This is a genomic window from Streptomyces sp. BJ20, assembly GCF_022869105.1.
Classification (GTDB): Bacteria; Actinomycetota; Actinomycetes; order Streptomycetales; family Streptomycetaceae; genus Streptomyces; species Streptomyces griseoincarnatus.
Genome location: NZ_CP094918.1, coordinates 4,482,598 through 4,506,174 on the forward strand (window position 1 = coordinate 4,482,598; position 23,577 = coordinate 4,506,174).

26 protein-coding genes are annotated in these 23,577 nt (G+C 72.7%); 14 read left to right on the forward strand and 12 right to left on the reverse strand.

The annotated features are described in order from the left end of the window. Position 1: 1 nt before the first annotated feature. The gene (locus tag MTR79_RS20040) at positions 2-1,018 is read right to left on the reverse strand and encodes an asparaginase (protein ID WP_244791615.1); all 1,017 of its coding nucleotides are present in this window, start codon (positions 1,016-1,018) and stop codon (positions 2-4) included. Next, entirely contained in the window at positions 1,018-1,773 is a 756-nt protein-coding gene (locus tag MTR79_RS20045; RefSeq protein ID WP_244791617.1) for a FadR/GntR family transcriptional regulator, read from the reverse strand. The genes MTR79_RS20040 and MTR79_RS20045 overlap by 1 nt, the downstream gene beginning before the upstream one ends. 175 nt (positions 1,774-1,948) lie before the next feature. Between MTR79_RS20045 and MTR79_RS20050 the strand changes: the two genes are divergently transcribed. Next, positions 1,949-3,010: an acyl-CoA desaturase gene (locus MTR79_RS20050; RefSeq protein WP_244791619.1), complete on the forward strand. Its 1,062-nt coding sequence runs from the start codon at positions 1,949-1,951 to the stop codon at positions 3,008-3,010. 2 nt (positions 3,011-3,012) lie between these two features. Here MTR79_RS20050 and crcB read toward each other — a convergent pair whose 3' ends face one another. From crcB to MTR79_RS20065, 3 genes are all read right to left on the reverse strand, one after another. Continuing rightward, positions 3,013-3,387: a fluoride efflux transporter CrcB gene (gene crcB, locus MTR79_RS20055; RefSeq protein WP_244791621.1), complete on the reverse strand. Its 375-nt coding sequence runs from the start codon at positions 3,385-3,387 to the stop codon at positions 3,013-3,015. After that, positions 3,384-3,842, reverse strand: coding sequence for a CrcB family protein (locus tag MTR79_RS20060; protein ID WP_244791623.1), 459 nt, complete (start codon positions 3,840-3,842; stop codon positions 3,384-3,386). The genes crcB and MTR79_RS20060 overlap by 4 nt, the downstream gene beginning before the upstream one ends. A 70-nt stretch (positions 3,843-3,912) precedes the next feature. Continuing rightward, positions 3,913-4,179 carry a helix-turn-helix domain-containing protein gene (locus MTR79_RS20065; protein WP_048456518.1) on the reverse strand — a complete coding sequence of 89 codons (267 nt, stop codon included), beginning with the start codon at positions 4,177-4,179 and terminating at the stop codon, positions 3,913-3,915. Positions 4,180-4,480: 301 nt separating this feature from the next. Between MTR79_RS20065 and MTR79_RS20070 the strand changes: the two genes are divergently transcribed. Beyond that, entirely contained in the window at positions 4,481-4,870 is a 390-nt protein-coding gene (locus tag MTR79_RS20070; protein ID WP_048456517.1) for a MarR family transcriptional regulator, read from the forward strand. A 585-nt stretch (positions 4,871-5,455) separates the two neighbouring features. On the opposite strand, the gene MTR79_RS20075 is transcribed toward MTR79_RS20070, so the two are convergent. Next, a complete protein-coding gene (locus MTR79_RS20075) occupies positions 5,456-5,860 on the reverse strand; it encodes an SseB family protein (protein ID WP_048456516.1) in 405 nt (134 codons plus the stop codon). Between the two features lie 222 nt (positions 5,861-6,082). Here MTR79_RS20075 and MTR79_RS20080 point away from each other — a divergent pair, with 222 nt between their 5' ends. Together MTR79_RS20080 and MTR79_RS20085 are read left to right on the forward strand one after the other, a co-directional pair. Continuing rightward, complete coding sequence (locus MTR79_RS20080; protein ID WP_086705196.1) at positions 6,083-7,528, forward strand: glyceraldehyde-3-phosphate dehydrogenase; 1,446 nt, start codon at positions 6,083-6,085, stop codon at positions 7,526-7,528. 144 nt (positions 7,529-7,672) lie between these two features. Then, positions 7,673-8,638 (forward strand): hypothetical protein, encoded by a 966-nt coding sequence (locus MTR79_RS20085; protein WP_244791625.1) that lies wholly within the window; start codon positions 7,673-7,675, stop codon positions 8,636-8,638. Between the two features lie 30 nt (positions 8,639-8,668). Here the strand turns inward: MTR79_RS20085 and MTR79_RS20090 are convergent, their stop codons facing one another. Continuing rightward, the gene (locus tag MTR79_RS20090) at positions 8,669-10,441 is read right to left on the reverse strand and encodes an FAD-dependent monooxygenase (RefSeq protein WP_244791627.1); all 1,773 of its coding nucleotides are present in this window, start codon (positions 10,439-10,441) and stop codon (positions 8,669-8,671) included. 233 nt (positions 10,442-10,674) lie between these two features. Here MTR79_RS20090 and MTR79_RS20095 point away from each other — a divergent pair, with 233 nt between their 5' ends. The 7 genes from MTR79_RS20095 to MTR79_RS20125 all read left to right on the forward strand — a co-directional run bounded on the left by MTR79_RS20095 (position 10,675) and on the right by MTR79_RS20125 (position 15,983). Beyond that, on the forward strand, positions 10,675-11,799 hold the full coding sequence (locus MTR79_RS20095) for a SchA/CurD-like domain-containing protein (protein ID WP_244791629.1): 1,125 nt from the start codon (positions 10,675-10,677) through the stop codon (positions 11,797-11,799). Between the two features lie 69 nt (positions 11,800-11,868). After that, positions 11,869-12,336 (forward strand): cupin domain-containing protein, encoded by a 468-nt coding sequence (locus MTR79_RS20100; RefSeq protein ID WP_175446884.1) that lies wholly within the window; start codon positions 11,869-11,871, stop codon positions 12,334-12,336. Further along, positions 12,333-13,601: a beta-ketoacyl-[acyl-carrier-protein] synthase family protein gene (locus tag MTR79_RS20105; protein WP_189363981.1), complete on the forward strand. Its 1,269-nt coding sequence runs from the start codon at positions 12,333-12,335 to the stop codon at positions 13,599-13,601. Before MTR79_RS20100 ends, MTR79_RS20105 begins: the two co-directional genes overlap by 4 nt. Beyond that, positions 13,598-14,842 carry a ketosynthase chain-length factor gene (locus tag MTR79_RS20110; RefSeq protein ID WP_086705190.1) on the forward strand — a complete coding sequence of 415 codons (1,245 nt, stop codon included), beginning with the start codon at positions 13,598-13,600 and terminating at the stop codon, positions 14,840-14,842. Before MTR79_RS20105 ends, MTR79_RS20110 begins: the two co-directional genes overlap by 4 nt. Positions 14,843-14,868: 26 nt before the next feature. After that, on the forward strand, positions 14,869-15,129 hold the full coding sequence (locus tag MTR79_RS20115) for an acyl carrier protein (protein WP_048456508.1): 261 nt from the start codon (positions 14,869-14,871) through the stop codon (positions 15,127-15,129). Between the two features lies 1 nt (position 15,130). After that, positions 15,131-15,613, forward strand: a complete 483-nt coding sequence (locus tag MTR79_RS20120) for an SRPBCC family protein (protein ID WP_048456507.1) — start codon at positions 15,131-15,133, stop codon at positions 15,611-15,613. 34 nt (positions 15,614-15,647) lie between these two features. Beyond that, on the forward strand, positions 15,648-15,983 hold the full coding sequence (locus MTR79_RS20125) for a TcmI family type II polyketide cyclase (RefSeq protein WP_086705188.1): 336 nt from the start codon (positions 15,648-15,650) through the stop codon (positions 15,981-15,983). Between the two features lie 76 nt (positions 15,984-16,059). Here the strand turns inward: MTR79_RS20125 and MTR79_RS20130 are convergent, their stop codons facing one another. Both MTR79_RS20130 and MTR79_RS20135 read right to left on the reverse strand, forming a co-directional pair. Continuing rightward, positions 16,060-17,091, reverse strand: coding sequence for a methyltransferase (locus tag MTR79_RS20130; protein ID WP_086705187.1), 1,032 nt, complete (start codon positions 17,089-17,091; stop codon positions 16,060-16,062). A 57-nt stretch (positions 17,092-17,148) separates the two neighbouring features. Beyond that, positions 17,149-18,216, reverse strand: coding sequence for a right-handed parallel beta-helix repeat-containing protein (locus MTR79_RS20135; protein ID WP_189363983.1), 1,068 nt, complete (start codon positions 18,214-18,216; stop codon positions 17,149-17,151). Between the two features lie 221 nt (positions 18,217-18,437). On the opposite strand from MTR79_RS20135, the gene MTR79_RS20140 reads away from it, so the two are divergent. Both MTR79_RS20140 and MTR79_RS20145 read left to right on the forward strand, forming a co-directional pair. Next, a complete protein-coding gene (locus MTR79_RS20140) occupies positions 18,438-19,184 on the forward strand; it encodes an SDR family oxidoreductase (RefSeq protein ID WP_244791631.1) in 747 nt (248 codons plus the stop codon). Positions 19,185-19,305: 121 nt separating this feature from the next. After that, positions 19,306-20,760 (forward strand): NAD(P)/FAD-dependent oxidoreductase, encoded by a 1,455-nt coding sequence (locus MTR79_RS20145; protein WP_189363985.1) that lies wholly within the window; start codon positions 19,306-19,308, stop codon positions 20,758-20,760. Between the two features lie 13 nt (positions 20,761-20,773). Here MTR79_RS20145 and MTR79_RS20150 read toward each other — a convergent pair whose 3' ends face one another. Together MTR79_RS20150 and MTR79_RS20155 are read right to left on the reverse strand one after the other, a co-directional pair. Further along, the gene (locus MTR79_RS20150; protein ID WP_048456501.1) at positions 20,774-21,796 is read right to left on the reverse strand and encodes an alcohol dehydrogenase; all 1,023 of its coding nucleotides are present in this window, start codon (positions 21,794-21,796) and stop codon (positions 20,774-20,776) included. A 238-nt stretch (positions 21,797-22,034) separates the two neighbouring features. Then, entirely contained in the window at positions 22,035-22,637 is a 603-nt protein-coding gene (locus tag MTR79_RS20155) for a GPP34 family phosphoprotein (protein WP_086700527.1), read from the reverse strand. Positions 22,638-22,924: 287 nt separating this feature from the next. Here MTR79_RS20155 and MTR79_RS20160 point away from each other — a divergent pair, with 287 nt between their 5' ends. Next, a complete protein-coding gene (locus tag MTR79_RS20160; protein WP_244793254.1) occupies positions 22,925-23,395 on the forward strand; it encodes a thiamine pyrophosphate-dependent enzyme in 471 nt (156 codons plus the stop codon). On the opposite strand, the gene MTR79_RS20165 is transcribed toward MTR79_RS20160, so the two are convergent. Next, positions 23,283-23,528: a DUF5133 domain-containing protein gene (locus tag MTR79_RS20165; RefSeq protein WP_048456498.1), complete on the reverse strand. Its 246-nt coding sequence runs from the start codon at positions 23,526-23,528 to the stop codon at positions 23,283-23,285. The genes MTR79_RS20160 and MTR79_RS20165 overlap by 113 nt on opposite strands. Positions 23,529-23,577: the final 49 nt, after the last annotated feature.

Genomic DNA, 23,577 nt, shown 5'->3' on the forward strand with positions numbered 1-23,577 from the left:
CTCAGACGCACACCGCCTCCGCAGCCGCCCCCAGTCCCGCCACCGGGCGCACCCCGCCCACCGGGCGGCCGCCGCCCAGGACCGTCTCGCCCGCGAAGGCGGTGAGCAGGGACGGGTCGACGCCCGCGCGGGTGAGGGCCGCCGCGGTGACCGGGACGCGGGCGCGGCCGGCGCCGTCGGCGATCTTCACCGCGACCGCGCGGCCGTCGGGCAGTGCCGCGACCTGGACGCCCTCGAAGCCGTCCTTGGCGAGCAGCCCCGGCACCGCGCGCATCAGCGCGGCCACGTCGCGGCCCTCCCCGGACGCCATCTCGGCGTGGGTGCGCATCGCGTCGGCGACCCGGCGCTCGGGGGTGCCGGGCGCGCCGCCGACGATCCGGGAGGCGGCCCGGGCCAGGCCCTCCAGCGACACCGCGAACAGCGGGGCGCCGCAGCCGTCGACGGTGACCGTGGCGACGCGTTGCCCGGTGAGGTCCTCGACGGTCTCGGCGACCGTCTGCTGAAGGGGGTGGCCCGGGTCGAGGTAGTCGTCCAGCGACCAGCCGTTCAGCTTCGCCGTGTACAGCATGGCCGCGTGCTTGCCGGAGCAGTTCTGGGCGAGCCGGGAGGGGCCACGGCCCGCGCGCACCCAGGTGTCCCGCACGGCGGGGCCGAAGGGCAGGTCGGGGACGTTGCGCAGGTCGTCCTCGGTCAGGGCCGCCCGTTCGAGGATCCGGCGCGCGCCGTCGAGGTGGCGTTCCTCGCCGGAGTGGCTGGCCGCCGCGAGGGACAGCAGGTCGCCGTCGAGCGGGAGGCCGGCGCGGACCATGGCCACCGCCTGGACGGGCTTGAGCGCGGAGCGCGGGTAGAACGCCGCCTCGGGGTCGCCGAGGCGGAAGCCGGCCGTGCCGTCGGCGTCGAGGACGACGACGGAGCCGTAGTGGACGCCTTCGACGACCCCGCCGCGTACGAGGTGGGCGACGGGGGCGTGGCGGGGTGCGCGGACCGGGGGCGCGGCCGCGGGAGGACTGCTGTGCATCACACTGCCTGCGGGTTGTCGTGGCGGGCCGGCGCGGGGGTGGTGCGCGGGCCCGGTGTGCGCGCGGAGCGCACGATGTCGGTGAGGGTGGTCTCGACACGGTCCAGGTGGTGGGTCATGGCCCGCACGGCGCCCTGTTCGGAGCCGGCGGCCAGGGCCTCGACGATGGCCCGGTGCTCACGGTCGGAGTGGGCGCGGCGGCCGCCGAGCTCGTTGAGGAAGGCGGACTGGCGGGCCAGCGCGTCCCGGATCTCCTCGATCACCCGACGGAAGACGGGATTCTGGGCGGCCTCGGCCACGGCGAGGTGGAACAGGGTGTCCATGGCCGCCCAGGCGGTGGTGTCGGTCTCCCGTTCCATCCGCGCCAGCAGGCCCCGCAGCCGGTCCAGGTCCTCCGGGGTGCGGCGGCGGGCGGCATATCCGGCGACCGGGATCTCGACGTGGCGGCGCACCTCCATGAGGTGTCCCGCCGTGTAGTCGCCGAAGGTGGGATCCTGCACGGCGTCGGCGACCACGAAGGTGCCCTTGCCGGTGCGGGACACGGTCAGACCCATCGTCTGCAGTGCCCGCAGCGCCTCGCGCAGCACCGGGCGGGACACCGCGAGTTCACGGCACAGCTCCGCCTCGGAGGGCAGCTTGTCGCCGATCGCGTAGTGACCGCGCTCGATGGCGTCGCGGAGGTGGGCGAGCACCGCCTCCGTCGCGCTGACGCGCCGCGGTTCCGCACCACCTGTCTGGCTGTCTGACAGGTTCACGGGCCGATCGTGCGGGCCACCCGCGGGGGCTGTCAAGCCGGGGCGGGTCCGGGGTGGTGCCGGCCGCACCCCCGGCCTGGGGCCACCACCCCCTCCGCACCGGGGGTGACCGTCCTCCCACATGCGGGTGCCACCGCCCTTCTTCGGGTGGGAAAGCGACCGCATACTGCATCGCATGGCCAATTCGACGGTACTGACCGACACCCGTTCCGCGGGCAAGGAAAACAGAAGCAGCGGAAAGGGGAGCGACTTCTCCGAACTTTCCCGACGCATATCGGAGGCGGGTCTGCTGCGTCGCCGTCCGCTGTATTACACGGTGCGTTTCACGGCCGTCGGCCTCGCCCTCGCCGGTGGCGTCGCGGCGTTCCTGGTCATCGGTGACGCCTGGTCGCAGCTCTTCGTCGCGGCCGCGCTGGCCGTCGTGTCCGGGCAGCTCGGGCTGGCCGCGCACGATCTGGCGCACCGCCAGGTGTTCTCCCGCCGGCGCCCCAGCGAGACGGGTGGTCTCGTGGTGGCGAACGTGCTCCTCGGCATGAGCTACGGCTGGTGGATGAACAAGCACACCCGCCATCACGCGAACCCGAATCACGAGAACAAGGACCCGGACGTCGCGCCCGACATCATCGTCTGGTCACGCCGTCAGGCACGACAGGCCAAGGGTCCTGCCCGATTCATCGGGAAACACCAGGCGGCGCTCTTCTTCCCGCTGCTGACCCTTGAGGGCCTGAATCTGAGTTTCAGCAGCTTCCGGGCGCTGCGGAGCCCGTCGATGAAACGGCCCGTACTGGAGGGCACTCTCCTCGTCGCGCATTTCGCCGTCTATTTCGGCGGCATTTTCACCCTCCTCTCCCCCGGCAAGGCGCTCGCCTTCGTCGCCGTCCATCAGGGGCTTTTCGGCCTGTACCTCGGTTCCGTGTTCGCCCCGAACCACAAGGGCATGCCGATGGTCGAGGAGGGGACGGAGCTGGACTTCCTGCGCCGACAGGTGCTGACCTCCCGCAACGTGGACGGCGGTGCGCTGACCGACGTGTTCATGGGCGGCCTCAACTACCAGATCGAGCACCATCTCTTCCCGAGCATGCCGACGCCGGCCCTGGCGGAGGCCCAGGTGATCACCGAGCGGTACTGCGCCGAGCTGGGCATCCCGTACTGCCGGTCGGGTCTCGTCGCCTCGCACCGCACGGCGCTGCGTCATCTGCGGGAGGTGGGCGCGCCCCTGCGCGAGGCCGGGCAGTGACCCTACGGCCACACCGCCCCGGCCAGGGCGGCCCCCGCGAAGGCGGCGCCCAGGCCGACCGCCGTGCTCGCCAGGACATTGGCCGCCGCGTACCCGAAGGTGCCGCTCTCCGCCAGGCGGAGGGTCTCGCTGGAGAAGGTCGAATAGGTGGTGAGCGCGCCGCACAGGCCGGTGCCGAGCAGCAGTTGCAGCTCGGATCCCGCGACGCCCGCGGCCGCCGCGCCGGCGAGCAGGCCGAGGACCAGGCTGCCGGCGACGTTGACGGTGAACGTCCCCCAGGGGAACGCCGTTCCGAACCGGGCCTGCACAGCCCGGTCGGTCAGATGACGCAGAGGCGCCCCCACCATCGCTCCGAGCAGCACGTACAGCCAGTTCATCGGGCGCCTCCGCCCGCCGGCCGCTCCAGGAGGGCCCGGCGGGCGGCCGCGGTGGCCGCCCACACGGCGGCGAGGGCCGTCACCGGGGTGAGGGCGAGATACAGCAGGGCCGGTGCCGGACGGTCGTCCTCGAACAGGCCGTGCACGTCGACCGCGTAGGTGGAGAAGGTGGTGAAGCCGCCGAGGGCGCCGGTGCCGAGGAACGGGCGGAGCAGAGGGTGGGTGGTACGCCACTCGGTGACGGCCACGATGAGGACGCCCATCAGGGCGCAGCCGACGACGTTCACCCACAGAATCGTCCAGGGGAAGCCGCCCGCCGGGGTGGGCCACACCAGGGTGGCCGCGTACCGGGCCGTCGCTCCCGCTCCCCCGCCCGCCGCGACCGCCGCGACGACGGGCGCCTGGGCGCGGAACGCGGAGCGGGGCCGTGCCTCACCGGGTTCCGGGCCTGTCACCGTCGTACGTCTCCCACTCGCTCGGGTGGTCAGCGTAGCGGCAGGGCTTCCTCCGTACCCGGCGGGGCGGTCACCAGCCCTTCTCGAACAGCTGGGTCACCTCGGCGAGGCGCATCTCGTCGCGGCGGTAGTGAAGACCGTCGTCCTGGCCGGTGGGGTGGAGCAGGCCGAGGGCGGTGAGCAGCCGGAGGTGCGTGAGGGCCACGGGATGGGGCACGCCGAGGCGGGCGGCGATGTCGTCCGCGGTCAGGCCGCGTCCGGCGGGGTCCGGTTCGGCCAGCCAGGCGAGGATGCGCAGTCGTGTCCCGTCGGCGGGATTCCTCAGCATGTCGTCCACCTACCTCCGCGCCGGGCTTCCTCGTCTCCGGCGCCCTCCCACTGTGCCGCGCCCGGGGTGCCCGTGTCCCGCACCGCGGGCAGCTTGTCCGGAGTCAACGCCCTTGCAAAGCAAGGAGGTTGAACGGGAAAGCGGTGACGGAACCACCCCATGGCGAGCAGTGCGCGGTCGTCGCGGCCGAACAGCGCCCGGTCCTTCCAGCCGTCGCCGGAGGGCGGGTCGGCCCGCCCGGGGCGAAACGGGCGTCGGCCTGACACCGCCAGGAGTTCATTGAATTTCGAACAAATGTTACGGTTCCCGTATGGCAGGGACGACCGACGAGGCGCGGCTCGAGGAACGGTGGCGTGACATCCTCGCCGTACACGCCCGCACCCAGGGCGAGATCGACCGCGCCCTGCACCCCTACGGCCTGGGCGCCTCCGACTTCGAGGTGCTCGACCTGCTCGCGACCGCCACTCCCCCGAGCGGCGAGCAGTGCCGGGTGCAGAACCTGGTCGGCCGGCTGCATCTGAGCCAGAGCGCGCTGTCCCGGCTGATCGCCCGTCTGGAGAAGAACGGCCTGGTCGAGCGAAGCGCCTGCCCGACGGACCGGCGCGGCGTATACGTGCAGCTCACCGCGCGGGGCCGCGAACTGCACGCCGAGACCCTCCCGGTCCAGCGCGCCGCCCTGGCCCGGGCGCTCGGGGACTGAGCCGGGCCCTCAGCCCGGCACGACCGCTCGTCCTCAAGCGCGCTCGAGGACGCCGGCCCGCGGTCATGGACACCGCCGAGATGCGACGGCAGGTGCGGGCACCGACCGACCGCGCGACCATGACCGACCTGATCAGCCACTGCCTGCGCTCCCTGGACGAGGGGCCCTCGAAGCGAGGAGTGGCGCGGGCCGTCCCCACCCAGGACGTCGTCGCGGAAATGCCCGTCGGGGCCGTCCACGGGCGCGACGCCGTGCCGCACCGGACCCCGCGCGGCACGGCGCTGTCCGACCTGACCGCGCGGCTGGACACCAACGACGGTGTGGAGATCGACGACGACCGGGCCACCGTGCGGGGGCGCCCAGCTGAGCACCTCCGTGCTCGCGGACGCACGGGGGCGCCTTCGTCCCCACCGGGCACACCGGTACCGAACCGGTCAGGACGGCCGAGGGCCGGCGGATCTCCGCGACGGCCCTGCGGGTGGCGTGGGACGCCAGGACGGTCGGACGAGAGTCCCGGGACGACGAAGGCCCCGGTTCGTCCGGCTCGGTGCGAGCGGGACGGGCCGGGGCCCGGGCGCCGGGCGCTCAGGGGCGGGCCAGCAGGGTGCGGACCCCCTCCGAGGTCAGGGTCAGGCGGTGCTCGGAGCTGCCGTCGATGGTGAGGGACAGGTCGTCGGCCGGCCACTGCGCGGCGAGGGCGCCGAGCGGGACCAGGCGGTAGCGGGAAACGAACGGGAGCAGCCCGGCCATCTCCAGTTCGGAGGTGAAGACGGGCACCACCTGGGTGCCTCCCGGCTGCTCCAGCACGGGCAGCGCGACGGCGCCGGGGTCGGCGGCCTCCTCGTCGCCCGCGTCGTCGGGGACCGGGATCAGGACGTCGCTGCCGGCCAAGGCGTCCAGCGCGGCCGTGTCCTCGGTGTTCTCCGACAGTGCGTCCAGGGCCCGCTGCGCGGGCGTGGGGGCGTTGTTCTCGTGCGCGGGTGTTTCCATGACGAATTCCCTGGTAGCGGCGGTTGTCGGCCCGCCCGGAGCCCGCTCGGGCCCGGGCACAGTAGGACACGCGTACCCGTTCGCATGTCGCGCAACCCTGCGATCCACGCGCCCTCCCGCGCGGCCCGCCGGGCCCCTTCGCACGTCAGCGGCGGCCCCCGTCCGACCCCTCCGAGCGGCATGACTATCATATGAGCACCCTCTAGCTCGAAAGATGATGCTGTGACTGTCAACGAAGACTCGTTCACCAACTGGAAGCACCGCGAGGAGATCGCGGAGTCGATGATCCCGATCATCGGGAAGCTGCACCGGGAGCGGGACGTCACCGTCCTGCTGCACAGCCGCTCCCTGGTGAACAAGTCGGTGGTCAGCATCCTCAAGACGCACCGCTTCGCCCGGCAGATCGCCGGCGAGGAACTCTCCGTCACCGAGACCCTGCCGTTCCTCCAGGCGCTCACCGCGCTGGACCTCGGCCCCTCACAGATCGACATCGGCCTGCTCGCGGAGGCCTACCGCGCGGACGACCAGGGCAAGTCCGTCGCCGAGTTCACCGCCGAGGCCGTCGCCGGAGCCACCGGCGCGAACAAGATCGAGCGCCGCGAGCCGCGCGACGTCGTCCTCTACGGCTTCGGCCGCATCGGCCGCCTCCTCGCCCGTCTGCTGATCGAGAAGTCCGGCTCCGGCAACGGCCTGCGGCTGCGCGCGATCGTCGTGCGCCGGGGCGGCGAGCAGGACATCGTCAAGCGCGCCTCGCTGCTGCGCCGCGACTCCGTGCACGGCCAGTTCCAGGGCACGATCACGGTCGACGAGGCGAACAGCACCATCGTCGCCAACGGCAACGTCATCCAGGTCATCTACGCCGACGACCCGACCGAGATCGACTACACCGCGTACGGCATCGACAACGCCATCCTCATCGACAACACCGGCAAGTGGCGCGACCGGGAGGGCCTGTCGCAGCACCTGCGGCCCGGCGTCGACAAGGTGGTGCTCACCGCCCCCGGCAAGGGCGACGTGCCGAACATCGTGCACGGCGTCAACCACGACACCCTCAAGCCGGACGAGCGCGTCATGTCCTGCGCGTCCTGCACCACCAACGCGATCGTGCCGCCGCTGAAGGCGATGGCGGACGAGTACGGCGTGCTGCGCGGCCACGTGGAGACCGTCCACTCGTTCACCAACGACCAGAACCTGCTGGACAACTACCACAAGTCCGAGCGCCGCGGCCGGTCCGCGCCGCTCAACATGGTGATCACCGAGACCGGCGCCGCGTCGGCCGTCGCCAAGGCGCTGCCCGACCTCAAGGCCCCCATCACCGGCAGCTCCATCCGCGTGCCGGTGCCGAACGTGTCGATCGCCATCCTCAACCTCCAGCTGGGCCGCGCCACCGACCGCGAGGAGGTCCTCGACCACCTGCGCAACGTGTCGCTGACCTCCCCGCTGAAGCGCCAGATCGACTTCATCAGCGCGCCCGACGCGGTCTCCAGCGACTTCGTCGGCTCGCGGCACGCGTCGATCGTCGACGCCGGCGCCCTGAAGGTCGACGGCGACAACGCGATCCTCTACCTCTGGTACGACAACGAGTTCGGCTACTCGTGCCAGGTCGTCCGCGTCGTCCAGTACGTATCCGGCGTGGAGTACCCGACGTACCCGGCCCCCGCGGTCTGAGGCGCGCACCACGACGGGCGGGGCGGGGCCGACGAGTTGTCCGGCCCCGCCCCGGTCTGCCCGGACGACCGGCGGTAAGGGCCAGATCGATAACGATCACCCCGTACCGGTTGAACGGGCCGATCCGCTTCCTAGTCTTCGCACATGCCCCTCTTCAGCACGCGCCCCAGCCGACGCCCCCGTCTCTCCCGCTCCCTGGGGGACACCCAGCTGGACAAGGTCCTGGGCAAGTTGAGCAAGCGGGGCAGCGGGAAGGCCGCGGACGCGGAACTGATCGCCGAGCTGCTGACGGAGACCGGGGACGACTGGGACCTCCGCGGGCACCGGGTGTCCGTGCTGGCCGGGGCCGCATCCGGCACCGGCATCGCCGAGACCTGGCTGGAGCGCGACCCGGACGACGTGGACGCGCTGGTGTTCCACTCCTGGACCACCCTGGTGCGCGCCCTGGAGGAACGGAGCCTCGACGACACCGACACGCTGATCACCCGGTGCCACCGGGCAGCCGAACTCTCGCCGGCGGACCCCCTGCCGTGGGTGGTCCTGCTCGGCACCGCGCGCGTCGTCCGCTTCGGCCACAAGGACGTCGACGCCCTGTGGCGGCAGGCCACCACCCGCGACCCCTGGAACCGCGAGGCGTTCACGCAGATGCTCGCCCTGCTGTCGCCCGAGGAGGGCGGCTCCAGCGCCTCGGTGCTGGACTTCGTCGACGCGGTGCGCACCCGCATCCCGGCCAACGCCCCGTGCGCCGCCGTCGAACTCACCGCGGCCGTACGGCAGTACCAGGGGCTGCTCGCACAGGGCGGGATGCGGGCGATGACCGCGGGCCAGCTCTTCGAGGGCGGACATCTGGCGGCGGCGCTGCACCAGGCCGCCGCGTTGTGGCCGAAGCCGGGGTTCTTCCAGCACGCGGCGGCGCCGGCCGACCTCAACGTCCTGGCGTACGCGCTGTGCGCGGCCGGCCGCGCGGCGGACGCCCACCCGGTGTTCCAGGCGCTCCAGGGCATGGTCACGCCCTGGCCCTGGGATGTCGACGGCCCCGCCCTCCAGCGCTTCGAGCAGCACCTGGCCAAGTCGGAACGGGGCCGCCAGGGCGGCATCGGCGGTTCGTGAGCCACAGGTCCGGCGCCCTCGCCGGACCCGTCAGGGACGGCTCAGGATCGTTCCGACCGCCTCGCGCAGGGCCTTCGCCGGGTCGGCCGGGCGCGCCGCGTGGCGCCAGGCGACGAAGCCGTCGGGACGGATCAGGACCGCGCCGTCCTCGGTGATGCCGTGGGCGCCGGCCCAGTCCGTGTCCGCCTCGGGGGTCAGGTCGGCGTGGGGTCCGTCACCGATCCGGTACGCGTCGAGCGGTACGGACATCTGCGCCGCCACCTCGGAGGCCGCTGCCTGCCAGGGGCCGTTCTCCGCGCTGAGCAGGACCAGCGACCTCTCGTACAGGTCGAGGGTGGAGACGCGGGTGCCGGCGCGGTCCAGCCAGAGGTGCGGGGCACGGCTGCCGGGCTCGCCGTTCAGCACGACGCCGTCGGGGACGACCGGGGTCGCGGGGTCGGTGCCGAGGACCGCGCCGCGCGGATAACGGTAGGCGAGCGCCACGTTGAGGATGCCGCCCTTCCGCCCACCGGGGCCGCCGGGGCCACCGGGACCGCCGGGACCGCCGGGACCGCCGGGACCGCCGGAGGCGGCGCCACCGGGTCCACCGGGTCCACCCGGAGCGCCGAGGCCGGGGCCACCGGGTCCACCAGGTCCTCCGGGCCCACCCTCGGGCGTGTACCCGGGGTGGCTGTGCTCGCTCGAGCGGGAGGAGGCACGGGCGCCGGTCGCCTCCGCCACAGGGCGCCGTTCGGCGTCGTAGGACTCCAGCAGGCCGGGCCCGGCCCAGTCGCCGAGCACGGCGGCCAGCTTCCAGGCGAGGTTGTGGGCGTCCTGGATGCCGGTGTTGGAGCCGAACGCCCCGGTGGGCGACATCTCGTGGGCCGAGTCTCCGGCCAGGAACACCCGGCCCTGTCCGTATCGTTCGGCGACCCGCTCGGCGGCGTGCCAGGCGGCCCGGCCGGTGATCTTCACGTCGAGGTCCGGCACCCCGACGGCCTTGCGGATGTGGGCGACGCATCGCTCGTCGGTGAACGACTCGGGGGTCTCGCCGTGTTCGGGGTGCCAGGGGGCGTGGAACACCCAGTTCTCCCGGTTGTCGACCGGCAGCAGGGCGCCGTCCGCCTCCGGGTTGGTGAGGTAGCAGATGATGAACCGCCGGTCCCCGACGTAACCGGCGAGGTCACGCGAGGAGAACGTGAGGCTCACGTTGTGGAACAGGTCGCCCGGACCGTTCTGCCCGATGCCCAGCGCCTCACGCACCGGGCTGCGCGGGCCGTCGGCGGCGACGAGGTAGTCCGCCCGGATCCTGGTGTGCTCGCCGGTCTCCCGGCTCTTGACCAGCGCCGTCACGCCCTCCGCGTCCTGCTCGAAGGACAGCATCTCCGTCCCGAAGCGCAGATCCGCGCCGAGCTCCCGGGCTCCCTCGAGAATCACCGGCTCCAGGTCGTTCTGGCTGCACAGGCACCACCCGGCTGGGCTGAAGCGGGCGATGCCGCCGCCCGGGTCGATCTCCTGGAGCAGCCACTCCCCCTCGTCGCCCACCAGGCTCGGGGTCTGCAGGATGCCGTGGTTGTCCGCCAGGGTCGCCGCCGCCCGGCCGATGCGCTGCTCAAGACCGGCCGTCCGGAACAGCTCCATGGTGCGCACGTTGTTCCCCCGTCCGCGGGGGTGGTGCGACGTGCCCGCGTGGCGTTCGACGAGCGTGTGCGGCACGCCGAGGCGTCCCAGGAACAGGGACATGGACAGGCCCACCAGGGAGCCGCCGACGATGAGGACCGGCGTGCGGTGATCCGCCCGGCCGGCCGTATCCGATCTGTGCATGGAAACGCCTCCAGCGTCGCCCTCGACGGGCTGTGGAAAGGGACGCCCCATTTCATCCCCGGTACCGGGGAGTTCGCGTCCCGGCGGCACCCGTATGACACGCGGTTCACCCACCTGCCCCGTGTCGCTCGCGCGCACCGGAAGGTCGCGTCAACGATCGACACATGGCGACCCCGGCCCTCCGGACACGGCGGTCGTTCCTGACCTTCCGACCAAGAGGAGAGGTGCGCCGGATGACCAAGTCGGCACGCATTTCGCAGTCGGCGTTCGACGGCTCGAGGCTGCGGGTGATCCTGCTGCTCGACCTGTACGAGGGCGCCCAGCAGCAGTTCCTCGACGCGTACGAGCACATGCGCAACACGGTCGCGTCCGTTCCCGGTCACATCAGTGACCAGCTGTGCCAGTCGATCGAGAACCCCTCGCAGTGGCTCATCACCAGCGAATGGGAGAGCGCCCTGCCGTTCCTCGCCTGGGTGAACAGCGAGGAGCACATCAAGATCGTCCGGCCGATGCACAGCTGCGTCCGGGACACCCGGTCGATGCGCTACAGCGTCCTGCGTGAGACCCACCCGGAGCAGCCACTCACTCCCGAGGCGGCGCGGGCGAACCTGCAGCCGGCGGCCCGCGTGGGCGCCGGCCGGACCCGTCACGCGCTCACCTTCACCGTCAAGCCGGGGTCCGAGTCCAAGGTCGTGGACATCCTGGCCAACTACGACGCGCCCGAGGCGCGGATCAACGGCATCACGCGGCTGCACCGCACCTCGCTCTTCATGCACGGCAACCGCGTGGTACGGGCCGTGGAGGTGGAGGGCGATCTGCTGGCCACCCTGTGCCACGTGGCCGCACAGCCCGAGGTCCAGGCCGTGGAAGAGGCCATCAACCCCCATCTCGAGGCGGACCGGGACCTGTCCGACCCCGACTCCGCCCGGGTGTTCTTCACCCGGGCTGCGCTCCCGGCGATGCAGCACGTGGAGGCCGGCCGCCCGGAACCCGCCGGTCTCCGGCGGCACATGCTGTACTACCCGGCCGTGGCGGGCCACGGGCTGGAACTGGCCCGGTTCCTCGCCCGGCAGGACGAGGCCGCGGCGAACGACCCGGACGGCCTGGTGTACGCGAGCACCGTCTTCCAGCGTGACGACGTCGTGACCCGGATGATCGACGTCACGGGCGAACTCGACCTCGACCCGCTCTCCGCCCTCGGCATCAAGGGCCAGGGCAAGGCCGCCGAACTGGAGCGTCTCCTGGACGGCGCCGCGATCGGCGTCGAGGGGTCCCTGGACTCGGAGCGCACCCTGCACCGGCTTCTGGCGCACGCCGACATGATGCCCGTCACCGACCGCGTCTCGGCGGACTCCTGACGCCGACCGTGGCGACGTCCGCGGCCGTGTCCGTCCGGACGTCGCCGCTCCCACCCGGAGGTATCAACCATGTCCAAGCAGCACCCACGCATCGTGGATCTGAGCGAGACGGAGCCCAACCGCCGGCGCGGAGGTGACCTCAGGACCTTGCTCACCCCGGCCACCGTGGGCTCCACGAGCGGCTTCATGGGGCTGGCCGTCATCAAGCCCGGCGAGCGGATCGCCGAGCACTACCACCCGTACTCCGAGGAGTTCGTGTACGTCGTCAACGGCTCGCTCGAGGTGGACCTGGACGGTGAGCCGTTCGCGCTCCGCGCCGAGCAGGGGCTGATGATCCCGATCGACATGCGGCACCGCTTCCGCAACGTCGGCGACGAGGAGGCCCGCATGGTGTTCCACCTGGGTCCCCTGGCCCCCCACCCGAGCCTGGGGCACGTCGACACGGAGGAGACCGAAAGCGACGCTCCGGGGCCGCAGTTGACGGTGGGCGGGCCGGAGGCGGGCCGCCCGGCCGAGCCGAGCGAGGTCATAAAATGACCCGGCGGGTGGCCGTCACCGGTATAGGTGTGGTCGCTCCCGGCGGCATCGGGGCGACAGCGTTCTGGGACCTGCTGGCCGAAGGCCGCACCGCGACCCGCGGCATCACCTTGTTCGACCCGGCGGGCCTGCGCTCGCGCATCGCCGCCGAGTGCGACTTCGACCCGTTCGAGCACGGCCTGGACGCAAACCTGTGCCAGCACGCCGACCGCTACATCCAGTTCGCCGTGGTCGCGGCCCGGGAAGCGGTCCGGCAGTCCGGGCTCGACACCGGGTCCCTGGACCCGTGGCGCACCGCGGTGTCCCTGGGCAGCGCGGTCGGCGGCACCACCCGGCTGGAACACGACTACGTGCTGGTCAGCGAGAGCGGCCGGCGCTGGGACGTGGACCACACCAAGGCGGACCCGAAGCTGCACCTGGCGTTCGCGCCGAGCACCCTCGCCTCCACGGTGGCCGAGCAGTTCGGCGCCCGGGGTCCGGTGCAGACGGTGTCCACCGGCTGCACCTCCGGACTCGACGCCGTCGGCTATGCGTTCCACACCATCAGCGAGGGCCGGGCCGACGTCTGCATCGCGGGGGCTTCGGACTCGCCGATCTCCCCGATCACGATGGCCTGCTTCGACGCCATCAAGGCGACGTCGCCCAACAACGACGACCCCGAGCACGCGTCGCGGCCGTTCGACGCCCGCCGCGACGGGTTCGTGATGGGCGAGGGCGCGGCCGTGCTGGTGCTGGAGGACTACGAACACGCGAGGGCGCGTGGCGCGGACATCCTCTGCGAGATCAGCGGCTACGCCACCTACGGCAACGCCTACCACATGACGGGCCTGACCAGTGAGGGCCTGGAGATGGCCCGCGCCATCGACAGCACCCTCGACCAGGCCCGGCTCGATCCCACCCGGATCGACTACGTCAACGCGCACGGTTCCGGCACCCGGCAGAACGACCGGCACGAGACGGCCGCGGTGAAGCGGTCGCTGGGCGCGCACGCGTACGAGACGCCCATGAGCTCCATCAAGTCGATGGTGGGGCACTCGCTCGGCGCCATCGGCGCGATCGAGGTGGCCGCCTGTGTGCTCGCGTTGCACCACCAGGTCGTGCCGCCCACGGCGAACTACGAGACCCCCGACCCGGAGTGCGACCTGGACTACGTGCCGCGCACCGCCCGCCCCCGGAAGCTGGAGCACGTGCTCTCCGTCGGCAGCGGGTTCGGCGGCTTCCAGTCCGCGGTGCTGCTGTCCGGTACGGGCGGGAGGACACGATGAGCAAGCGTCGTTCCGGGCGAGCGGCCGTCACCGGCATCGGTGTGGTCGCGCCCAACGGACTGAGCACCGACGCCTACTGGAAGTCGGTGAGCGAGGGTCTCGGCGTGCTGGACCTGATCACCCGCGAGGGCTGCGAGCACCTGCCGCTGCGGGTGGCGGGCGAGGTGCGGTCGTTCGACCCGGCGGCCCTCGTCGAGGACCGCTTCCTGGTGCAGACCGACCGGTTCAGCCATTTCGCGATGGCCGCGGCGGCGCTCGCCCTCGACGACGCCGGCCTGGGCGGTGAGCCCGCCGACCCCTACTCGGTCGGCGTGGTCACCGCGGCCGGCTCCGGCGGCGGCGAGTTCGGCCAGCGGGAGCTGCAGAAGCTCTGGGGCCAGGGCTCGAAGTTCGTCGGCCCGTACCAGTCGATCGCCTGGTTCTACGCGGCGAGCACCGGCCAGATCTCCATCCGCGGCGGCCTCAAGGGGCCGTGCGGGGTGGTGGCGAGCGACGAGGCGGGCGGTCTGGACTCCCTCGCGCACGCGGCACGCGCGGTGCGACGCGGCACCGACGTCATGGTCGTGGGGGCGGCGGAGGCGCCGCTGGCCCCGTACTCGATGGTGTGCCAGCTCGGCTACCCCGAGCTCAGCACCCTCGACGACCCCGACCGCGCCTACCGTCCCTTCACCGAGAAGGCGTGCGGGTTCGTGCCGGCCGAGGGCGGCGCCCTGCTCGTCGTCGAGGACGAGGACCGGGCCCGTGAGCGCGGGGTGCCCGTACGGGGTGTGGTGGCCGGTCACGCGGCCACGTTCACCGGGACGTCCCGCTGGGCGGAGTCCCGTGAGGGCCTCGCGCACGCGATCACCGGCGCCCTCGACGAGGCGGGCGTCGCACCGGAGGAGATCGACGTCGTGTTCGCCGACGCCCTGGGCGTGCCTGAGGCGGACCGCGCGGAGGCGCTGGCGATCGCCGACGCCCTCGGCGCGCACGGCACGCGGGTGCCGGTGACGGCGCCCAAGACCGGCTTCGGCCGGGCGTACTGCGGTGCGCCCGTGCTGGACACGGTGGCGGCGCTGCTGGCCATGGAGCACGGCCTGGTGCCGCCCACGCCCAACGTGTTCGACGTCTGCCACGACCTCGATCTGGTGACCTCGCACGCTCGCCCCGCCGAGCTGCGCACCGCCCTCGTCCTCAGCCGGGGACTGATGGGCTCGAACGCGGCGCTGGTCGTGCGCCGCGGTGACGATTCCGCCCGGTGATCCGGGCGGGGAAGGAGCAGTCACCCATGATCACCACCGAAGTGACCTTCGACGAACTGGCCGCCCTGATGAAGCAGGCGGCCGGCATCACCGTCGACCCCGAGGAACTCAAGGACGCCGCGGAGTCCCCCTTCGACTCCTTCGGTCTCGACTCGCTCGGCCTGCTCGGCATCGTCGGCGAGCTGGAGAACCGGTACGGCGTGTCGCTGCCGCCCGATTCGGAGCGCTGCAAGACGCCCCGGGAGTTCCTGAACCTCGTCAACAGCACCCTCACGGCTGGAGCCTGAAGTGGCCGGACACACCGAGAACAGCATCACCGTCGACGCTCCCTTCGACCTCGTCTGGGAGATGACGAACGACCTCGAGAACTGGCCGCGGCTGTTCAGCGAGTACGCGTCGGTGGACATCCTCTCCCGTGAGGGCGCCACGACGACGTTCCGGCTGACCATGCACCCGGACGAGAACGGCAAGGTGTGGAGCTGGGTGTCGGAGCGCACCCCCGACCGCGCGAAGCGGATCGTGCGCGCCCGCCGCGTGGAGACCGGCCCGTTCGCCCACATGGACATCCTGTGGGAGTACGAGGAGGTGCGGGGCGGGATCGAGATGCGCTGGACGCAGGACTTCGCGATGAAGCCCGACGCTCCGGTCGACGACGACTGGATGACGGACAACATCAACCGCAACTCCCGCACCCAGATGGCGCTCATCCGGGACAAGATCGAGCAGGCCGCCCGCGAGAACGAGACGGCGTCCGTCGCGTCCTCGCGCTGAGCACCGGTCCCGCCGGGGACCCGGAAGGAATCCCATGCACCACGCCCTGATCGTCGCCCGGATGAAGCCCGGCTCGGCGCCGGACATCGCCGACGTGTTCGCCGCGTCGGACCGGGGTGAACTCCCCCACCTGGTCGGCGTCAGCCGGCGCAGTCTCTTCCAGTTCGGGGACGACGTGTACCTGCACCTCGTCGAGTCGGAGCAGGACCCGGCGCCCGCCATCGCGAAGGTGGCCTCGCACCCCGAGTTCCGCCGCATCAGCCAGGAGCTGGAGGCGTACGTCAGCCCGTACGACCCGGCCACCTGGCGCGGCCCGAAGGACGCCATGGCGCAGTGCTTCTACCGCTGGGAGCGCGGCGCCGGCTCCTGAGCCGCCGCACACGCCACAACCCCGAGGCCGCCGGTTCCGCGTCAGTCGCGGAGCCGGCGGCCTCGGGGTTTCGTGCCTAAGTGGCGGGGACGGTGCACTCGAAGGCGTGCAGATACGCGTTGACCGGGCGGATCTCGCCGATGACCAGGCCCGCGTCGGTGAGGCGGTCCACCATGCTCTGCCGGGTGTGCTTGGCGCCCCCGACGTTCAGGAGCAGCAGCAGGTCCATGGCGGTGGTGAAGCGCATGGACGGGGTGTCGTCGACGAGGTTCTCGATCACCACGACCCGGGCGTCGGGGCGCGCCGAGCGGCGGACGGCGGCGAGCACCCGGCGGGTGCTGTCGTCGTCCCACTCCAGCACGTTCTTGATGATGTAGACGTCCGCCTCGACGGGCACGTCCTGGCGGCAGTCGCCGGCCACGATGCGGGCGCGGTCCGCGAGCGCGCCGCCGTCGCGGAGTCGGGGGTCGGCGTTCTCCACGACCCCCGGCAGGTCGAGCAGCGTGCCGCGGAGGTGGGGGTGCTTCTCGAGGAGGCTGGCCAGGACGTGCCCCTGGCCGCCGCCGATGTCCACCACGGCGGAAGCGTCGTCCAGGTCGAGCAGCTTGGCCACGTCCCGCGCGGACTGCTCGCTGGAGGTGGTCATGGCCCGGTTGAAGACATGGGCGGACTCGGGCGCCGACTCGTTGAGGTAGGTGAAGAACTCCTCGTCGTACACCGCCTCGAAGACGTTGCCGCCGGTGCGCACCGCCTCGTCCAGCCGCGGCCAGACGCTCCAGGTCCAGGGCTCGGTGCACCACAGGGCGATGTAACGCAGGCTGTGCGGGTCGTCCTCGCGCAGCAGCCGGGACATGTCGGTGTGCTCGAAGGTGCCGTCGGGGTTCTCGGCGAAGACGCCCTGGCACGACAGCGCGCGCAGCAGCCGCCGCAGGGTGTGCGGCTGGGTCTTCACCGCCGTCGCCAGGTCGTCGACGGTCATGGGGCTGTCGTCCAGCGCGTCGGGCACGCCCAGACGGACGGCGGCGCGTACGGCGGCCGCGCAGGCCGCTCCGAATACGAGCTCCCTCAGCCGCATGGGCGGCGGGGGAGCCGGATCAACGGTGGTCATCCGTTGCCTCGCTTCTGCTGTTGTGCCGCGGGTGGGGGGGGACGGTGGTCACGTGGGTCAGCACATTCCGGTGGGTTCGGAGAGCGTGCAGGTGTTGCGGCTGAAGGTGTTGGTGGCGGCGGTGTCGCGGTTGGCGAGGTCGGCGGGGCTGTTGCCGGTCACCAGGTTGTCGCGGATGTCGTTGCGCTCGCTGGGCGTGCCGACGAGGCTCTTGAACAGGACGATGCCGCCGGACAGCGGGGAGGTGCCCTTGTTGTTCTCGACCCGGTTGAACGCCACCCGGGTCTCCTCCACGCCGGTGAGGACGATGCCGGAGCCCTGGAGGAAGGGCAGGCGGGGCGTCGCGGCGCAGTGCTTGTTGTTGGCGTGGACGTGGTTCCAGGTGATGCTCAGGTGTCCGGCGCGGGGTGTGGACTCGTCGCCGACGACGAACACGGCGGCGCAGTTGCCGGTGGCCTCGTTGTGGTCGACGCTGAGGTTCCGCAGCCGCCGGACGGTGACGCCGACCCGGTTCTCCGCCGTCTCGTTGTGGCGGACGACCGTCTTCTTCGCGTCCCGCGCGCCTTCCTCGGTGTCGACGGTGTTGGCGACGAACAGCCCGGCGTCGCCGTTCTTGCGGGTGACGTTGTGGCTGATCACGCTGCGCGCGGAACGCTCGGTGGCGATGCCCCACTGGCCGTTCTTCTCTGAGGTCACGTAGCGCACCTTGAGGTTCTCGGTGCCGGTCGCCCACACACCGTTCTTCGCGAATCCGCGCACCGTCAGGGACCGTACGGAGACGTTCTTCACCGGCTTCTTGTCGGTGCCGGTGACGCAGACGCCGTTGCCCGCCTTGGCGCAGGCGGACTTCCCGGCGCTCGCGGGGGGTTCCAGGACGGTGCGGCCGGCGACGTCGCCGCGCAGGGTGATGTCCGAGCGGGTGATGTCGACGCTCTGCTTGTAGGTGCCGGCGGCGACCATGACCGTGTCCCCGGACTTGGCGGCGTCGACGGCCTTCTGGATGGACTGCCCGGGCTGTACGCGGTGCACGGCCGACTGGTGGGTCGAGGCCGAGGGCGCGGCACCGACCCCGGCCGCCACGACGGCGGTGGCGCAGGCGAGATACGCGATGTGACGTTTGTTCATATCGCCGAAGCTATGAGCGGCCCTGGTGGCCCGCCACCGGTGATCGCCCAGCCGGGCGCGGGGTCGGGGCCCCGCGTTTCCCGCCCCCCGCGCAGCCACCTCCTGGCCGATCACCCGTTCGACTGGTGGCCCGGTGTCGCCCGCAGTAGCGTCGGGAACGCGGCCCCGGTGTCGTACCGCCCGGCCGCCCATCCTCCGCGCACCCACGTCGGGAGGCGCCCATGGCGACCGGCACCCCTCACCCCCAGGACCTCGCGGACCGGACCGTGGTGGTCATCGGCGCGAGCTCCGGCATCGGACTCGCGACGGCACGTCAGGTACGCCGGCACGGCGGCCGGGTCGTCATGGCGGGACGCGACCCGCGGCGGCTGGAGCGCGCGGCGGAGGAGGTCGGGGCGGAGCGTTCCGTGCCTCTCGACGCCGCCGACACGGGCCGGCTCCGGGAGTTCTTCGGCGCCCTGCCCGTCCCCGTCGACCACGTCGTGTCGACCGCCGGGTCCCCCTTCTACGCGACGCTGGACGACCTCGACGTCGACGAGGCGCGCGCCCACGTCGGGGAGCGGCTGGCCCTCACCCTCGGGGTCGCCAAGTACGGCGGCGCGGTGGTGCGGGACGCCGGGACGCTGGTGTTCGTCGGCGGGACCGGCGGCCGCCGTCCCGGGATCGGGACGTCCGTGACCGCGGCGCTGACGGCGGCCCTGCCCGCGCTCACGTCGAGTCTGGCGGTCGAACTGGCGCCGGTCCGGGTCAACCTCGTCGCGCCCGGCTTCGTCGACACGCCCCTGTCGGCGTCCCTCCTCGGCGACAGGCTCGAGGAGCGCCGCGAGCGACTGCGCGCGACCCTCCCGATACGGCGGGTCGTCGGCCCGGACGACGTGGCCGCGGTGATCCTGCATCTCATGGTCAACGAGGCCGTGACGGGCGCGACCTACGACGTGGACGGCGGCCAGCAGCTGGTGCCGCCGTGATCACACGGCGCAGACGGCGTGACCGGCGCGGGGCATGACCCGCACGCCGGGCGATGTCGTGCCCGGAGGTGGACACTGGAAGGACGCGCCCAGTCGACCATCCGAGTGCACGGAGGCGGGCATGAACGGCACTTCCCCGGCCTACGACGTGGTGGTTCTCGGAGCGGGACCGACGGGGGAGAACCTCGCCGACCGCACCCGCGCCGCCGGACTCACCACGGTGATCGTGGAGAACGAGCTGCTCGGCGGCGAATGCTCGTTCTGGGCGTGCGAACCGAGCAAGGCACTGCTGCGCCCCGTGCTGGCGCGCGCCGACGCGCGGCGCGTCCCGGGTCTGCGCCGGGCGGTCGAGGGCCCCCTCGACGTGCCCGCCGTCTTCGAGCACCGTGACGCGATGGCCGCGCACTGGCAGGACGCGGACCAGGAGGAGTGGCTGGACTCGGTCTCCGTGGACCTGGTGCGCGGGCACGGCCGGCTGAACGGCCCCCGCCAGGTCGTCGTGGACACGCCGGACGGGGAGCGGGTGGAGCTGACCGCGCGGCACGCGGTCGGGGTGTGCACGGGCACGGTCACCGCGTTCCCGGACCTGCCGGAACTCGCGGCGACACGCCCGTGGACCAACCGGCAGGCGACGGCGGCGCGGCACGTGCCGGACCGGCTCGTGGTGGTCGGGGGCGGGGTGGTGGCCGTGGAGATGGCCACGGCGTTCCGGGCGCTCGGCTCCCGCGTGACGATGCTGGTGCGCGGCGGGCTGCTGGGCCGGATGGAGCCGTTCGCCGGGGAGATGGTGACGGACGCGCTGCGCGAGGCCGGGGTGGACGTGCGGTTCGGCAGGTCGGTGGCGGGGGTGGAGCGCGAGGACGGCGGGGAGGGGCCTGTGCGGGTCACGACGGACGACGGCGACACGGTGGTCGCGGACGAGATCCTGTTCGCCACCGGCCGCGCTCCGCACACCGGCGACATCGGTCTGGAGACCGTCGGTCTCACCCCGGGCGACTGGCTGCCGGTGGACGACTCCTACCGCGTGCCCGAGATCACCGAGGGCTGGCTGTACGCGGTCGGGGACGTCAACCACCGCGCCTTGATGACCCATCAGGGCAAGTACCAGGCGCGGATCGCGGGCGCCGTGATCGGGGCGCGCGCCAAGGGCGAGCCGCTCGACGACGGCAGGTGGGGACGGCACGCCCCGACCGCCGACAGCGCCGCCGTGCCGCAGGTCGTCTTCACCGAGCCGGAGGTGGCGACGGTGGGCCCGACCGCGCGGGAGGCCGAGCGTGCGGGCCTGAAGGTCGACGTCGTGGACTACGACATCGGGAAGATCGCCGGTGCGGTGCAGTACGCGGAGGGGTACCGGGGCCGGGCGCGGGTGATCGTCGACAGCGAGCGGCGGAACGTCGTGGGGGCGACCTTCGTGGGCCCGGGCGTCCAGGAGCTGCTGTACTCGGCGACCGTCGCCGTCACCAGCGAGGTGCCGGTGGACCGGCTGTGGCACGCCGTCCCGGCGTTCCCCACGATCAGCGAGGTGTGGCTGCGGATCCTGGAGACGTACCGGGACAGCGACGGCTCGGCGGCCTGACGGGCCGCGGGGGTCAGCTCGGGGTGAGCACCATGCGGAAGCGGGCGCTGCCGTCCATCATCTTCCGGTAGGCGGTGTTCGCCTCGTCGAGCGGCAGGACCTCCGTCATGGGGCGGATGCCGTGCCGGGCGGCGAAGGTCATGGTGTCCCGCACGTCCTGGGCGGTCCCGGAGGGGTGGCCGCGCACCAGCCGTCCCTTGAGGATCAGCTGGAGTGGGCTGACCGGCATCGGGTCGGGGGTCGCGCCGACGACGACGAGTTCACCGCGCGGTGCGAGTCCGTCCACCGTGGCGGCCATGGCTTCGGAGTTGCCGGCGGTGGCCAGCACCACCTTCGCGCCGCCGAGCGCCTGGAGGGCCTCGGCGACGGGGCCCGCCGTGCTGTCGACGTAGTGGTGGGCGCCCAGCTCCTTGGCGAAGTCGGCCTTGTCCGCACCGCGCGCGATCGCGACCGTCTCGTACCCCATGGCCGCCGCGAACCGCACGGCCAGGTGCCCGAGGCCGCCGATGCCCTGGATCGCCACCAGGTCGTCCGGCCGGGCGCTGCTGCGCCGCAGCCCGTTGTACACCGTGACGCCCGCGCAGGCCATGGGCCCCGCGTCGGTGGCGGCGAGCGCGTCGGGGATGCGGGCCAGGGCGTCGACGGGCGCGACGATCGCCTCGGCGAAACCGCCGTCGTAGGCGTAGCCGGGGATCTTGAGGTTGTCGCAGACGATGAAGTCGCCCCGGCGGCAGGGAACACAGTGCAGGCAGCTGCCGCCGAACCAGCCGACGGTGACCCGGTCCCCCACCTGCCAGCCCATCTCGTCGGCGCCGTCACCGAGTTCCTCGACACGGCCGGCCGCCTCGTGCCCCGGCACCAAGGGGAAGGGCACGCCGGGCATCCCGGCGGAGACGAACATGGCGTCGCTGCGGCAGACCCCGCAGGCCTCGACGGCGATACGCACGTGACGCGGGCCCGGCCGGGGCACCTCGCGTTCCACGATCTCGAACGACCCGTTGGGAGCGGGCACTTGGGCGACTCGGTACGTGTTCATGGTGTCACTCCGGGGCCGGCGGCGACCGTGAGAAGTGTGGTCCGCGCGCCGAACGGGGTCGGGACGGACGGAGATCGGGTGAGGGGCGGGACGTTCGTCCGGGGCGGGATGTCGTCCGGTGTCACCTCCTCCCGCGTCGCACGCGAGAGTGTCCATCCCACCACCGGTGCACGGGGGCGGCAACACGGGACGGCCGCACCCCTGCGGGCGGGCGACGGTCGGTCGCCGCGCCGGACGGTCAGTCGCCGCGCCAGATGTTGTCGAAGGCAGCGGCCTCGATGGTACGGCGCTGCCGCTCACCGGCAAGCTCCGTGACCGCCTGGAGCACCGCCGCCAGCACCGTCGTCCGCTCGTCGTCGAGCCCGTCGAACGCCTCGTCGCCCTGCTCGGTGAGTCCGGCGGCGGCCGCGAGGGCGCCGAGCACGGGCTCGCCCGACGAGCGGCGCTCCCCCGCCGCCCGGGCCGCCGACGGGTCGGCCGGTGCGGTGTGCTCCCGCCGCAGCGGGTTGCGGCTCCGCCGCTCGGGCTCGACGAGTCCTTCCTCCTCCAGGACGGTCCGGTAACGCCCGGCGAGGTCGCGGCCCCGGCGCCAGAGCCAGTCGTCGACGGTCTCGCCCGGTCCGCCGTCCGCCAGCCACTGCGCTGCCTCGGACAGCAGGCGGTCGCCGGCCGGCGCGGGCCCTGCGGGGACCAGGAGCGTGCCGTCGAGGGCGAGGGCCTCGGCGTCGAGGAGGTCGATCAGCTCCGCCCCCGCGAGGGCGAGCGACAGGTCGCCCTGCTCCACTATGGTCCTGTCCCGCGGGTCGGCGGCCACGAGGGCCAGGTCACGCGCTGTGGTCATGGTCAACTCCGGTGCGGGCGGGAGGCCGTCACCTCCACGGTCGCACACTGGGGCCCGCGCGGCGCGTCCCGCCCTTCCCCCCTTCCCGAGCTGCGAAGCTCCCCCGGATGGGTGATGCTGGACGTCCGGCGGCGAAGTGCCTTTCACACGCCTCGGCCGCCGACAACCGCGCCCTCACGGACCCGTGTCCTCACCTCGCCGGGCCATCCCGCCTCCCATCTTCGGGACGACCGCCGGTGAAGGTCGTCGTCCTCGACAACGGCACACTGTCGTTCGTCGAGCTGGAGATGAAGGCGGGCGGCATCCTGAACTACGGCACCGACCTGGACGACCTCGACTCCGCGGCCGTCGCCCGCGCCGCCGGCATCGTCGGCGTGCGGGCCGGCCGGGCGGGTGAGCTCGACGACGCGCTGCGGGAGGCGTTCGTCCACGACGGTCCGGCCGTGGTCGACGCCCGCACGGCGAGTCAGGAACTGTCCCTGCCGCCGCGTCTCACCTGCGACGGGGTGAAAGCTTCTCGCTGTTCGCCACGCGCTCGGTGCTGTCGGGCGAGGGGAACGAGATGTTGGAACCGGCGAAGACCAACCTGCACGAACTACCGCTGCTGCACTGAGAGTTGCTCGTGCCGCCCGCGCCGACGGCTGCTCATGCGGCGAGCGTCTCGTCCTCCCGGCGGAGACCGGCACGGCCGGCCGTGTACTGGTCGAGCAGGGCGTCGGCGGCGCGCAGGGCCTGCTCGACGGTACGGGAGCCGGTGATCACGCACAGCGTGTAGGTGGCGTCCTCGAGCGCACGGCTGGTGCGGCCGGTGGGCAGCACGTCGTGCTCGATCCGCGCCTGCGCGAACCGCGCCAGCACCGCCCGAAGCTCCTTCTCCGCCGGCATGATCATGATCGCTCCGTCTCCCCTCGTGCAGGGCGCCCGGTCGGGCGCCAGGCTT